This is a genomic window from Kribbella sp. NBC_00662 (assembly GCF_041430295.1).
Classification (GTDB): Bacteria; Actinomycetota; Actinomycetes; order Propionibacteriales; family Kribbellaceae; genus Kribbella.
In genome coordinates, this window is record NZ_CP109029.1 from 6,964,435 (window position 1) to 6,978,144 (window position 13,710).

Genomic DNA, 13,710 nt, shown 5'->3' on the forward strand with positions numbered 1-13,710 from the left:
AGGGGATCTCCCATGCGCGTGTTCATCACCGGCGCGTCCGGGCACGTCGGCTCGGCTCTCGTACCGGAACTCCTGCACAACGGCCACTCGGTCCTCGGCCTGGCCCGCTCCGACGAGTCGGCGAAACGCCTGACGGACTGGGGCGCCGAGGTCGTTCGCGGTGACCTCGACGACCTCGATCGGCTGCAAGCCGCAGCCGCCGCGGCGGACGGAGTCGTGCATCTCGCGTTCCGCCACGACGCCATGCAGGCCGGCGACCTGGCCGGCGCGGCCGCGTCCGATCTCGCCGCCCTGCGGGCGATCGGCGACGCTCTCGCCGGCACCGACAAGCCGCTGGTCAGTACGTCGGGCACCGGCATGCTGGCCGGCATCGTCAAGGACCGCACCGCGACCGAGGACGACTTCGATCCGTCCGGCGGGTACCGCATCGACGCGGAGAACTTCGTGATCGAACTGGCCGGCAAGGGCGTTCGCGCCTCGGTCCTCCGGCTGCCGGCGATCACGCACAGCCGGCTCGACCACCACGGTTTCGCGCCCTCGTTGATCGCCTTCGCCCGGCAGAACGGCTTCGCGGCGTACATCGGCGACGGGTCGAACCGCTGGCCGTCCGTGCACACGCTCGACGCGGCACGGCTCTACCGCCTGGCGCTCGAGTCGGCACCGGCGGGCAGCCGCCTGCACGCGATCCAGAACGAGGGCATCGAGTTCCGCATCATCGCGGAAGCGATCGGCACCGGCCTCGACCTGCCGGCAAGGTCGATCACGGCGGACGAGGCACCGCAGTACCTCGGTTTCCTCGCCCGCTTCGCGACCATGAACAACCCGACGTCCGCGGCCCGGACGCGTGAGCTGCTCGGTTGGCAGCCCACGCACCCGGATCTCCTCGCGGACCTGGCGGAGGGGTTCTACTTCGCTTAGACCTTGAGGACCGGCGCGATCGTCTTCGAGCGGGAGCCTTCGTACGCCGCGAGCAGGATGCCGAGGACGGCGATCCCTTCCTCCTCGGTGTGCAGCGGACGGGTCTTGCCGAGCAAGGAGTCGGCGAAGTGGCCGACCTCGGCGACGAACGTGTCGACCGGTTCGAAGTCGAAGGTCTCGGTCTCGCCGGACCGGAGGCGGTACGACAGCGTCGTACCGTCGCTGGTCAGTGAGCCGAGCTCGCCGACGGCAGAGAAGCGTTCGGTGGACGTGGCCGGCTGGTAGGCCCAGCTGGTCACGAGCTGACCGACAACACCGTTGTCGAACTTGATCAGGACCTGCGCGGAGTCCTCGCCCTCCATGAACTTCAATCGGTGCGTGGAGAGCATCGCGGTCGCCTCGACCGGCAGCCCGCCGGCCAGGTGCAGCATCAGATAGGTGGGGTGGTACCCGGTGTCAATGAGCTCGCCACCGCCACTCGTCTTGCTGCTAGCGCGCCAGCCCATCGAACTCGGGTCGAAGTCGTTGTAGAAACTGTCGGTCGTCCGTACTTCGTAGACCGTGCCGATGGTCCCGGCCTCGAGCAGCGCCTTGGCCTTGGCCACCGCCGGCATGAACAACTGGTTGTGCGCGCACATCAGCGTCACGCCGTTCTTCACCACCGCTTTGCGCACATCTGCTGCCTCCTCCGCCGACAGGCATAGCGGCTTCTCGCACAGGATGTGCTTGCCCGCCTCGGCCGCCGCGACGATCGCGTCGCGATGGAGGTGGTGCGGCAGACAGATGTCGACGGCATCCAGCTCTTCGTTCGCGAGCATCTCGCGATAATCGGTGTACGGCGTTGCGCCCAGCTCTTCGCCGCGCTTGTTCGCCGTCTCCTCGACGGCGTCCGCGACCGCTGTCACGCCGATCTTGTCGGCGTGCGCCCGGTAACCCTTGATGTGCGCCGACGCAATCCCGCCGGCGCCGATGAGCCCAACCTTGATCATCGGAAAGTCTCCTCAGCTGTAGGCGATGGCGTTACCGGTCTTGGCGGCCTCGTTCGCGGCCACGACCAAACGGGTCAACTCGACTGCGCGCGCGATGTTGTCGTCCGCCCGGGTCCCGTTGTTGATGTGATCGACCCACTGCGCGAACGCGTCGGTGCCGTGCTCGGGCACGTCGACCTGCTCGCCGTTCACCAGCAGGACGTTGCCCGCATCGGTGTAGGTGAGCGTCCCGTCGGTGCCGAACAGCTCGATCGTGAACGGGTTGTTGCTCGCGAACCCGGCCTCGATCACGCCGATCTTCTGGTCCGGGTAGCCGACGACCACGACAGCGTTGTCTTCCAGACCGCGCTCGGCGATCGAACGGTACGTCGCGCTGACCGTGTCGGGCTGCGCGCCGAGGAACAGCTGGGTCAGGTAGACCGGGTGGCAGCCGAGGTCGGTGAGCGCGCCGCCGATCGCGGTCGACGGCTCGAAGAACCGCTGCGGCAGCCAGCCCTCGACGCCGTCGCGCGGGATGGCGCCGTCGTGCGAGAGCCGGACCCGGCCGTACGTGATCGTGCCCAGCGTGCCGTCGTCGATGACTTCACTGATCGCCTGGGTGTAGCCGTGGTAGAGCCGCGGCAGCGAGACCGTCAGCTTCACGCCGGCCGCGTCGGTCGCGGCGACGATCTCCTCGGCCTCGGCGACGGTGGGTGCGAGGACCTTCTCGGTGAAGATGTGCTTGCCGGCCCGGGTCGCCTTGACCATCACGTCGCGGTGCACGTCGGTCGGCGTCGTGATCACCACGCCGTCGAGGTCGTCACGGGCCAGCAGTGCGTCGAGGTCGTCGGTGAACTCGACGCCGAACTGTTCGGCAGCGGACTTGCCCCTGTCGGCATCGTCGTCCCAGACGGCCACCAGGTCCGTCCCGGGGTGCGCCTGGGCCTGCCTCGAATAGTCGCCCGCATGCACGTGCCAGAAGCTGAGGGTCGCGATCTTCAGTGGGTTGGACACCTGGTCCTCCTGAGGCGAAAACGTTTCGGTTCGACCGTCAGCAGATGACGGTACAACGTTGTCAGGAGGTCTGGACAGGGGTCCGGCGCGCCCTTTCACACGGTGAGATCCGTGCGCAGTCGGAGTGCTTATAGTTATCCGGGAGTCCTGGATAACTGAGGAGCCGCGATGAGTGAGGAGCCGGTCGGCGGGGATCTCTCGCGGTTGCGTCAGCTCAACGCATCCGCCGTACTGCGGGAGTTGCGGGGCGATCAGCCGCTCACCCTGACCGAGCTGTCGAAGCGGACCGGACTGTCGCGCGCGTCGACCGAGGATGTTGCACGTGACTTGCTCGGACGCGGATGGTTGGCCGAGGTTGCGCCGGCGCTGGGCTCGGTCGGGCGGCCGGCCAGGCGGTACCGGTTCAACGCCGGGGCCGGGCGGTTGCTCGGGGTGGACATCGGTGGGCACAAGGCGCTTGCGCTGGTGACCGACCTCGACGGCGAGGTGCTCAACCAGACGCGCATCGCGGTCGATCCCGAGGCTGGGCGGCGCGAACGGCTCGCGGTGATGGACCGCTGCGTGGCGAAGGCCCTGGCCGGGGCGGGGGTCGAGGCTCGGCAGATCTGGTCGACCGGCGTAGCAACCACCGGTCTCGTCGACGCCTCCGGCAAGGTGATGCTGTCGGACTCGTTGCCCGAGTGGAGCGGCGTCGACCTGACCGCCCACGTACGCCGGTTGGTGCCCGGCCCCGTCCGGGTCGAAAACGACTGCAAACTCGCGGCCCTCGCTGAAACCTGGCGTGGCGTAGCTCGCTATGCCAAAGACGTCGTCTTCCTCCTCGCCGGCCTCCGCACCGGCGCCGGCCTCATCATCGACGGCAAACTCCACCGCGGCTTCGCCAACTGGTCCGGCGAAATAGGCGCCCTCCCCGCCGCCGGCTGGCTGAGAGCCCCCGAACACCTCACCAGCTGGCTCGAGACCACCCCCCAGTCGACCGGCCTGGCCTCGGGCTCGTCGGGTGGGTTCGAGCGGGTGTTTCTGGCGGCTCGGGGTGGGGATGTGCGGGCCGTGGACGCGGTGGGTGACTACGTGCGTGATCTTGCGGTGGGGGCGTCGGCTCTCGTGCTGACTCTGGATCCGCAGCTGGTGGTGATCGGGGGTGGGTTTTCGCGGTCGGCGGACGTGATGGTGGAGCCGTTGCGGCGGGAACTGGATCGGTGGTGTCTGCGGACGCCGGAGATCCGGGTGTCGGCGTTCGCGGACGAAGGGGTCGCGCTGGGTGCGGTCCGGTTGGCGCTGGATGAGGTGGAGGCGACGATCAGGACCGGGCTGAGACCTTGACATAATTTTCCTGGACTCCATGATTATTCCCATCGCCCCGCCCAGCGAGAGGAAGCATCATGATGCGTCCGTTCCGTCTGATCAGCGCGCTCGTGACCGGTGTGCTGCTCGCCGTACTCCTGGTCTCCCCCGCCCAGGCGACGATCAGCGGCGCCTCCGCGACCAACACCGCCACGACCGTCACCTACCGCTTCTCCTACACCGGCACCCCGCAGTTCCTCCGCGTGTACGTCGACACCGACCGCAACGCCTCGACCGGCTACGCACAAGCCGGCACCGGCGCCGACTACCTGCTCGAGAACGGCAGCCTGTACCAGCACACCGGCACCGGCTGGAGCTGGACACTCCTCCGCACGGTCACCTTCTCCAGCTCAGGCAACGTCGCCCAGTGGACGGTCAACCGCTCCGACCTCGGCGAGACCGCGACCCCGGGCGACGCCGACCTGGTCTTCCAGGTCGAGTCGCCGTTGGAGACCTCCGCGAAGCTCACGCAGACCTATTCGTCCGGCGGTGGTTCCGTCACCTACACGCCGTCGACCGAGAACTTCGCCAACCCTGAGCGCGGCTTCTACCACCACACCGGCGACTGCGACAAAGCCGACTTCTCCCAGAGCACCCTGCAGAGCTACCGCACCAGTCAGGGCATCTCGCTCGTCATGTGCGTCTTCTACCTGGCCGAGTACAAGAACGGTCCGATCGCACAGGCCGCCCTCGACCAGCTCCAGCAGCAGATCAACACCGTTCGCGCGGCCGGTCTGAAGATGGTCCTCCGGTTCGCCTACACCACCTCGACCGCCGGCGACGACACGACCAAGGACAGGATCCTGTCCCACCTCGACCAGCTCGCGCCGTACCTCAACTCCGGCAAGGACGTCATCGCCGTCGTCCAAGCAGGTCTCATCGGCGCGTGGGGTGAGTGGTACTACACGCAGAACTTCGGCAACGCCGGCACGGTCACGTCGACCGATTGGGCCAACCGCAAGGCCGTCACCGACAAGCTGCTGAGCGTTGTCCCGTCGACCCGGATGATCCAGCTGCGTACGCCGAAGTTCAAGCGCACCATGTACTCGACCACCGCCGTCCAACCGGGTAACGCCTACAACGGCTCGGCCCTGTCGAGGATCGGCCATCACAACGACTGCTTCCTCGCCAGCCCCGACGACTTCGGCACGTACGAGAACACCTCCGTCGAGTATCCGTACCTGCAGGCCGACACCACGTACGTCCCGATGGGCGGCGAGACCTGCGGCTCGAACCCGCCGCGCTCCAGCTGCCCGACCGCGACCGGCGAGCTCGCGCAGTTCCACTGGTCGTTCATCAACACCGACTACGAGCCGACCGTCCTCAACTCCTGGAACTCCGGCGGCTGCCTCGCCGACATCTCCAAGAACCTCGGCTACCGCTTCCGCCTCGAGTCCGGCACGTACCCCGCGACCGCCTCCCCCGGCGGCAGCCTGCCGGTCTCGTTCACCGTCCACAACGACGGCTACGCGACACCCTTCAACCCCCGCAACCTCGAGCTCGTACTGCGCAACACGTCGACCGGCTCGACGTACAAGCTCGCGATGAGCTCCGACCCACGTCGCTGGACCGCCGGTGCGTCGACGACCGTCGCGCAGACACTCACTCTGCCCACGAATCTTCCGGCAGGTTCCTACTCCCTGCTGCTGAACCTGCCGGATCCTCTCCTGTCCACCCGCCCCGAGTACTCCATCCGCCTCGCGAACCAGAACACCTGGGACGCGACGACCGGGATGAACTCGCTCCTGCACACGCTCACCGTCAGCTAGTCCGAGGAGACACCCGCATGAGACGGCTTGCCGCAAGCCTCGCGGTGGTTGGGTTGCTGCTACCCACCCAGACCGCGATGGCACACCACGCTCCGCCCGCCAGCACTGTCACCTACACAACCTCCGACGAGGTGATTTCCAACCAGGAGCGCGGTTTCTACCACCACGCCGAGACGCACTACTACGCCGACAACTCCGGCTACGTCCCGCTCGACGTCACCAAGCTGCGCAACTTCCGCACGCAGGAACACATCACCCAGATCCTGCGGCTGTTCTACCTGGAGAAGTTCTCCAAGCAGGACGTGATCGACAAGCACTACCTCGACCTGATGCAGGCCGACTTCAACACCGCCCGCGCGGCCGGCGTGAAGATGATCGTCCGGTTCGCCTACGCACTTCCCGGTGACGGCTGGCCGCCGCCGACGCCGTACGGCGATGCTCCGGTGGCCCGGGTCGTCAAGCAGATCAAGCAGCTGACGCCGATCCTGCGCAAGAACGCCGACATGATCGCGGTCGTCCAGTCGGGTTTCGTCGGCCTCTGGGGTGAGGGCTACTACACCGACTACTTCTCGAACCCGGCGGACCCGAGCCAGGTCTCGGACCAGAACTGGGCCGACCGCAAGGCCGTCATCGACGCGCTGCTCCAGGCGTTGCCGAAGGACAAGATGGTCCAGGTGCGGACGCCGTACATGAAGCAACGGATGTACGGCGTGCCGACCGGGACCGCGGGCGGGCTGACCGCGCAGCAGGCCTACAACGGCTCGGCGGTGGCGCGGATCGGGCAGCACAACGACTGCTTCCTGGCCAGCCCGGACGACTTCGGGACGTACCTCAGCGACCCGATCCAGCTCGACAAGGATTTCGTTGCCCAGGACACCAACTACGTTCCCGAGGGCGGCGAGACCTGCGGTGTGAACGCGCCGCGGTCGGAGTGGCCGTCGGCGTCGGCCGAGATGGCCGCGCTGCACTTCTCGTTCCTGAACATCGAGTACCACCCGGGCGTACTGGCCAGCTGGGGCGACAACATCAACATCGCGAAGCAGAAGCTGGGCTACCGGTTCGCGCTGACACAGTCCACGGTCAGCCAGTCGCACGGCAAGGCGCAGGTCGGCGTGAAGATCCGGAACGACGGATGGGCGGCGCCGTACAACCCGCGGCAGGTGCAGCTGGTGTTCCAGAACGCCCAGCACACCTACCGGGTGAACGTGCCGGCCGATCCGCGTCGCTGGGGCGCCGGCCAGACCGTGAGCCTGAACTGGAGCGTCAAGCTGCCCAAGGGCAAGTACAAGGTCCTGCTCAACATCGCGGACCCGAAGCTCCAGTCGCAGGCCCGCCTGCCAGGTTCCACCGAGACCTACAACGCCGTGTATGCGGTGCAGTTGGCCAACAACGGAACCTGGCAGTCGAGCACTGGTTACAACGATCTACAGCAGACGGTGTCTATCGGCTGACTATCGGATAGGCGCCCACGGGCCGTACTGGTCGCCCGGAGCCTGGTTCCGGGTCCACCACTTGGCCTGGTAGCGCTTGTCCTTGTAGAGCACCACGTCACCCTTCTCGAAGATGCGGGACGGCGTCCACAGCGTCGTCCCGTCTTCGGTCATCGCGAGCTCCTGCCAGGCGCCGTACGCGTCACCCGGCGGGAGCAGGATGCTCGCCCAGGCCGCCTCGTACGGCTTGCCCTGGTACGACACCTTCGCGCCGGCCTTGTACAGCGTCTTCGCGTTCCACGCCGGCGGCAGGTTCACGGTCACACCGACCGTGGCCTGCGCCGGCTCGAAGGTGTCGCTACCGGTGTACGACGCGGTCAGCGTGTGCACGCCCGCGGCGAGCCCTACCGGCAGCGTGAACGTCGCCTTCCCGTTCGTCACCGGCGCCGTACCGCGCACCTTCGTGCCTTCACGGAGCTCGACCGTCCCGCTGACCGAGAACTTGCCCGCGGCAACGTTCACGGTGACCTTGCCCGCGTTACCCCATTGAGTGGTAACAGCAGCGGCAGTCAGCGTCGGCTGACCCTTGCGGGTCCGGATGACGGCCGGCTGCGCGACCGCGATCCCGTCGTCCGCACTCGTCGCGGTGACGACCCAGCCGTACGACGTCGCCGGCGCGAGACCGGTCCAGGCCGTCGTCGCCGTACCGTTGGCGACCACGCTGTCGGTGCCGATCACGCCGTTCGGCACATAGGCCGCCAGCGAGTCCGTGGTGAACGACGTCATCCGCGTGGTCAGGTCGACCGGCAGCGTGAGGTTGTCCTCGGCGCCGTTGTACCGCGGCTTGGTCTGGCTGCCGTCCTGGCGGATGTCGTACTCGGTCGCCCCGAAGTTGTTCAGGAACGGCGAGTATGTGTCGATGTGCATCTCCGCGCGCTTGACGTCGAACTGCAGCAGCCGGAGGAAGCTCGCCCCGAACTGCAGCCGGTCGGTCGCCTTGTGATCCGGCGTACCGTCGCCATTCACATCAATGTTGCCCGCTGCATCGACCAGCGCAGGCCAGAGCTCACCGGCGGGCACCGTGTAGAACTGGTAGTCCGCGAGCAGCTCGACCACGTCGTGCGCGACCGTCACGCCGACCTTCGTCTTCAGGTTGGTGCCGACGCCGTGCTCGTGCCCGGCCAGCACCAGGAACACGTTCGGGTTGCTCTCGACGACCTGCTTGTAGAGGGGCGAGCCGTCCGGCGCCGAGAAGCCGGCGTCGCGACCGTCCGGGTTCGTCGACGGACGCAGGTAGTCGTGTGAGAGCAGGATCCCGTTGCGGTCCTTGTACCGCTTGAAGATCGAGTCCGCCCAGTTCGCTTCCTGCGGCGTCACGCCGTACGACAGACCGACCGCGACGAAGTCGAGACCGCCGGCCGAGAACAGGACGTAGTTGTTCTGGTTGTCCTTGCCCGGCGTGATCGACCCGTCCGGGTTCACCTTCTCGTCCCAGGCGTGGTACTCCGAACCGGCCGGCCAGCCCTTCGCGACCTGCTGGTAGCGCTCCGCACTGAAGGTCTTGCTGAACCGCGACCCCGGACCGGTCTCCGCACCGAGCTGGTTGTCGTGGTTACCGGCGATGACCTGGTTGACGACACCCTTCTTGTCGAGGATGTCCTGGTACGACGACGCGAGCGCGAGCTCCTTCTCGACCTCTTCGTTGAGCCCCGGTCGCTGCAGCGAGCCGTCCGGGTTCTTCGCCAGCGGGTCGTAGTAGTCGTTCTCGATCACGTCGCCGGTGTGCGCGGCGTACTGGATCTTGCGGCCGGCGCTGTTGTCCGCGATCCACTGCACCTCGTTGCGGTACGCCGCGGCCCAGATCGCCTGCTCCTCGGCGGTCATCACGTCGCTGGGTTCCTTGACGCCGTCCCAGTCGTCGTACGTCCCACCGGCCGCACCCTCGGTCAGGTACTGCGTGTCGGTGAAGTGTGCGATCGAGAAGTCGTACGACGCGGGGTCCTCGAAGTGATCCTTGTCGTTCTGCGCCGAAGCGTCCCGCGGCGACAAGTCATCCGCGAACGGGTCCTCCCCCGTCACCAGCACGTGCACCACACCACCATCGCGGTACTGCGCGGACACGGGCGCGGTCAGCACCGCATTCTCCCCAGCCACACCCCGCCCGCTGGTGAGGACAACCCACTTCCTTGCAGTCGGGTCCCAGGCCCTCACTGCAACAACCCGCTTCGGATCGATCGTTCCTTCCCACCGCAGCGTGCTGTCCTTGCTCACGTTCAGGTCGTACCGCTGGAAGACCACATCCCGGCTCGACGCCGTGTCGACCGTCTTCCCGTCCAGCGGCTTGAGCGAATTCACGTCAACGGTCTTGTCGTGCGCGACGTCCAGCGAAGTCGGTACGTCGGCAGCCTCGCCCTGATACCCCTGGACCGGGGTGACGACGTCGGCCTTCGTGAAGGTGGCGGTCAGGGGGACGCCTGCCTCGCCGGGGATCTTCGCCGAGAGCGTGGCGGTCTGGTCGTTGACGCCGGTGAGAGAAGCGCCGAGATCCGTCGGTACGTCGGGGATGCTCGCGCTGGTGAAGTGGATCTCGCGGGTGGCCGTGTTGCCGAGGGTGTCCGCGGCGGTGACCGCGATCGTGTGGGCGCCGGCGGGCAGGCCGTGGCCGATCTGGTCGCTCTGCTGCACCGGGGTGCCGTCGAGCGTGATCAGCGGCGTACCGGCGAGTCCGGTCGCGTCCTCGACGTTCACCATCATCGCGACGGTCGACGTGATGCGCTGACCCTCGGCCGGCACGCTGCTGCCGACGGTCGGTGCCGAGTTGTCGACGGTGAAGTGACGGGTCGCGGTCTTGTCCGCGACGACCGCCTCGATCGTGTGTGCACCGTCCGCGATCGCGGTGGTGTCGACGTCCGCGCGGCGGCCGAGCGCCGGCAGCGACGACCCGTCCTCGGCGGTGACGTCGAACGTGATCGTCTTGCGCAGCTCGGCGTTGTGGCTGCTGCCGCAAGTGCCGTCGCCGATGTAGACGGTCACCGGCGTACCGATCGGGTACGTCGCCGAGCCGATCGTGACGTTGCTCTCGGCAATCTCCTTGCTCAGCTGGGTCGCCTTGGCGCCGTCCGGCGTGAGCTCGAAGTCGCGCATCGTGAAGTCGTCGTAGTTGTCGCAGCCGCCGGGCTTCGCGCTGCCCCGGTCGTTGCCGGCGACGAACTCGAGCACGTTGACGCCCGGCACGAGCCACTCGTTCGGGAACGTCAGCTCGGCGGTCTCCTTCTCCCAGACGCCGAGGTCGAGCGGAATGCCGTTGATCAGCACCTTGTTGTCGTACCCGTTGTCGGAACCATTGCCACCGACAAACAGTTTGAGGTGCGCGTCGCCGCCGCTGCCGAGGGTGTCCACGGTCCGCGTGGTCGGCGCGTCCGTCACCGTGAAGTGGAACTCCGCTTCCTTGTTCGCACCACACGTACCGTCGCCGAGGGAAAGGATCGCGTCTGTCGTCTCGGTCTTGGTGGTGGTCGATCCGGTAGTCGTCAGCAGGTACGTCGTACCGCGGGTAACCGCACCGGCGGCAGCAAGGCTGGGCGCACTGAGCTTGAAGTCGTCATGGTTGGCGCAGGTCGCGCCGTTCAGTGTGCCGTTGTAGTCGCCGGTCTTCACCTGGACGGTGTTGTCGCCGAGCTTCAGATAGCGCTGCGGGAACTTGACCGCCGCGGTCTCCGCGCCGCTCACACCGTAGTCGCCACCGAGATCGACACGGTTGCCGTTGACAAGCAAGTAGTTCTGGTAGCGCGCCTCGACCGAGTTCCCCGCCTCGACGGTCACACCGAAGGTCGCCGTCCCGGCAGCGAGGGTCTCGTCGTTCCGCGCAGGGCTGCCGTCGATCGCGAGCGACCCCACACCGGACTGACCGTCGTTCGGTACGGCGGCGATCACCGGCTGCTCGCCCTTCACGACGATGCCGTCGGCGGGAGTGATCTTCGGAGCACCAGCCGGAGCGTTGTTGACCTGGATGGTCGCAACTGTGGTCGCGCCCGACGTGGTCGTCGCGGCGATCGTGTGTTCGCCGTTGCTCAACTGGGTGGTGTCGAGGTCCTTGCGGAGTCCGGCCGTACTGCCGGGCTCGCCCGAGACGACGAACGTCAGGTCCTGGGTCAGTAGGTGCTTCGCCGAACCGCAGGTGCCGTCGCCGAAGCTGTAGCTGAAGTCGTTCTGCTCGCCGTCGATCGCGATGCCGAGCAGGCTCAGACTGATGCTGCTCAACGGGAAGTCGTCGTAGTTCGGGCAGCGACCGCCCTCGCCGTACGGCAGGACCTCGTAGCCGACCGCGGCGGTGTTGGTGGTGTCGACCCAGGCCGCGCCGGCGTGCACGGTGACCGTGTTGACGCCGGTGTGCAGCCACTCGCCGGGCAGGTCGAGCTTGCCGCTCTGTCCGCCGGCGATGTCCGGGAAGAACACCTTGTCGGTGCGGCCGTTGACCGTCAGGTAGTTGTGGTACCGCGCTTCGGTGCCGTTCCCGCCCATGTCGAACGCGAAATGCGCCGTACCCGCGGTCCGGTCGGCGTCGACCTGCTGACCGTCGACCTTCAGCGCGACCACCGAGTCGTTCTCGGCGCTCGGCTCGGCGGTGACGGTCGTCGTGGCCTCGAGGGTCTGGCCGTCGCGCAGGTTGAGCGTCGGCGCACCGGTCGACTCGGCCGCAGCCGCGGCTTCGGCGCCTGAGGTCGTCGAGACGATCGCGGCGCCGGAACCGGCGACCAGCGCGGCCGCCAGCATCGCCACGGCGGCTCGCCACCGTCTGAATCGAAACGTCATGGCAGGGGTCTCCTTCTACAGGCGGGCCGCGAGCTGCGTTGCGGCGTACGCGGTCATGACGACGCCGGCCAGCGTGATACCGGCGGCGGCGAGCAGCGGCGCCACACGCGTGGCGACGTACAAGAGGTGGTGCGAGCGACCGCCACGGACGACGACGTTGCTGCCGGCAACAGCAAGCAGCCCGACGCCGAACAGCACGACGGCCATACCGATTCCGAACGTGATGACGAGCAGCAACGCGAACCCGGCCCGGCCGAGGAACAACCCGGCCACCAGCACGAGGAAGGCCGAGGGTGACGGCGTCAACCCACCCGAGATCCCGAGCATGAACAACCCCGGCCGAGACGCCTCGTGCCCGTGCCCATGACCATGCCCGTGGCCATGCCCGTGTCCGCGTTGATGCCGGTGCCGCCTGAACAACCAGATGCCGGTAGCAACCACCAACAGGCCACCCAGCAGTTGCAGGCCAGTAGTCAGTTGCTCCAGCCGCACAACATTCGCGAGCGACAAGAACGCCCAAGCAATCCCGATGACCAGCACCGACAAGGTATGCATGACAGCGACCGACCCACCCAACCAGGCCGCATCCCGCACCCGCCCGCGCTCCCCCACGAGGTACGCCGCCGCAAGACTCTTCCCATGCCCCGGCATCACCGCATGCCCCGCCCCGGCCGCGAATGCCAACAGGAAGGCAACCGGCGGGACTCCCGGCGAGTGGACGAAACCTTCGAGCTGACCAGCAAGACTCATGAGCGCCGCCGCCGTACGCCGAACACACCCGCGACGACCAGCAGAACCGCACCGCCGACCGCACCGCCGACCGCACCCAACTGAACTGCCGCGCTGCGCCCGAGGTGCGACTCCTCGACAGCACCCAGCGTCCAGTCATGCCGGTCGTTGCCGTCGCCGTACACCGCACGCGCACCGTTCGGCCCGGTGGCCAGCGTCTTGTACGCCGGGTTGAGATCCGTCAGCGTCTTCACGGTCACCGACACCTCGCCCACCGCGGCGGGACAGGTGTAGTCGATGGACACGCCGGCCTTCGCAAGATCCGCCGCGGGCCGCACCGATCCCGGGCACTCCTTGTCGCCGCTGGCAACCGTGATCTGCCGGAGCAGGTACTCGCTCAGCTTCGGCGACGGCGCCATCGCGACCGCATCGGCCGGCTGGTAGATCACCGCGCCGTCCATCATCACCCGGTCGCGCGGCAGCACCCCGAGCGCGACCCCGAGCAACGTGAGGTCGTCGAGCCCGCCGACCTTCCAGCGCAGGTGAACAACCGCACCGTCACCCGTGATCGCCACGGTCTGCGGATCCCCGAACGGATGCGCAGCCGCGGGCAGCACTCCCCCAGCCATCACAACGGCCGCAGTAGCCGTCCCCAGCAACAGCCGTCCGAACCTGGGCAACCGTCAACGCTCCGAGCACTCGCGGTCCCCCAAGACACGCGCCACA

At 67.5% G+C, this 13,710-nt stretch carries 9 protein-coding genes; 4 read left to right on the top strand and 5 right to left on the bottom strand.

Going from position 1 to position 13,710, the window contains the following annotated elements; all coding sequences use genetic code 11:
- Window positions 1-12: 12 nt before the first annotated feature.
- A complete protein-coding gene (locus OHA10_RS34375) occupies window positions 13-918 on the top strand; it encodes an SDR family oxidoreductase (protein WP_371402945.1) in 906 nt (301 codons plus the stop codon).
- On the opposite strand, the gene OHA10_RS34380 is transcribed toward OHA10_RS34375, so the two are convergent.
- Complete coding sequence (locus OHA10_RS34380) at window positions 915-1,907, bottom strand: Gfo/Idh/MocA family protein (protein ID WP_371402946.1); 993 nt, start codon at window positions 1,905-1,907, stop codon at window positions 915-917. The two genes, OHA10_RS34375 and OHA10_RS34380, sit on opposite strands and share 4 nt — an antisense overlap.
- A gap of 12 nt (window positions 1,908-1,919) precedes the next feature.
- Entirely contained in the window at window positions 1,920-2,900 is a 981-nt protein-coding gene (locus OHA10_RS34385; RefSeq protein ID WP_371402947.1) for a Gfo/Idh/MocA family protein, read from the bottom strand.
- Window positions 2,901-3,068: 168 nt separating this feature from the next.
- Here OHA10_RS34385 and OHA10_RS34390 point away from each other — a divergent pair, with 168 nt between their 5' ends.
- The 3 genes from OHA10_RS34390 to OHA10_RS34400 are packed head-to-tail and all read left to right on the top strand — an operon-like array spanning window position 3,069 to window position 7,464.
- Window positions 3,069-4,223, top strand: a complete 1,155-nt coding sequence (locus OHA10_RS34390) for an ROK family protein (protein ID WP_371402948.1) — start codon at window positions 3,069-3,071, stop codon at window positions 4,221-4,223.
- A 59-nt stretch (window positions 4,224-4,282) separates the two neighbouring features.
- Window positions 4,283-6,013 (top strand): DUF4832 domain-containing protein, encoded by a 1,731-nt coding sequence (locus tag OHA10_RS34395; RefSeq protein ID WP_371402949.1) that lies wholly within the window; start codon window positions 4,283-4,285, stop codon window positions 6,011-6,013.
- 17 nt (window positions 6,014-6,030) lie between these two features.
- Window positions 6,031-7,464, top strand: a complete 1,434-nt coding sequence (locus OHA10_RS34400) for a DUF4832 domain-containing protein (protein WP_371402950.1) — start codon at window positions 6,031-6,033, stop codon at window positions 7,462-7,464.
- On the opposite strand, the gene OHA10_RS34405 is transcribed toward OHA10_RS34400, so the two are convergent.
- Genes OHA10_RS34405 through OHA10_RS34415 form a run of 3 tightly spaced genes read right to left on the bottom strand, consistent with a single transcriptional unit; the run spans window position 7,465 to window position 13,664 of the window.
- A complete protein-coding gene (locus OHA10_RS34405; protein ID WP_371402951.1) occupies window positions 7,465-12,255 on the bottom strand; it encodes an Ig-like domain repeat protein in 4,791 nt (1,596 codons plus the stop codon).
- Window positions 12,256-12,270: 15 nt separating this feature from the next.
- The gene (locus OHA10_RS34410; protein WP_371402952.1) at window positions 12,271-13,005 is read right to left on the bottom strand and encodes a cobalt transporter; all 735 of its coding nucleotides are present in this window, start codon (window positions 13,003-13,005) and stop codon (window positions 12,271-12,273) included.
- A complete protein-coding gene (locus OHA10_RS34415; RefSeq protein WP_371402953.1) occupies window positions 13,002-13,664 on the bottom strand; it encodes a hypothetical protein in 663 nt (220 codons plus the stop codon). The genes OHA10_RS34410 and OHA10_RS34415 overlap by 4 nt, the downstream gene beginning before the upstream one ends.
- Window positions 13,665-13,710 lie beyond the last annotated feature (46 nt).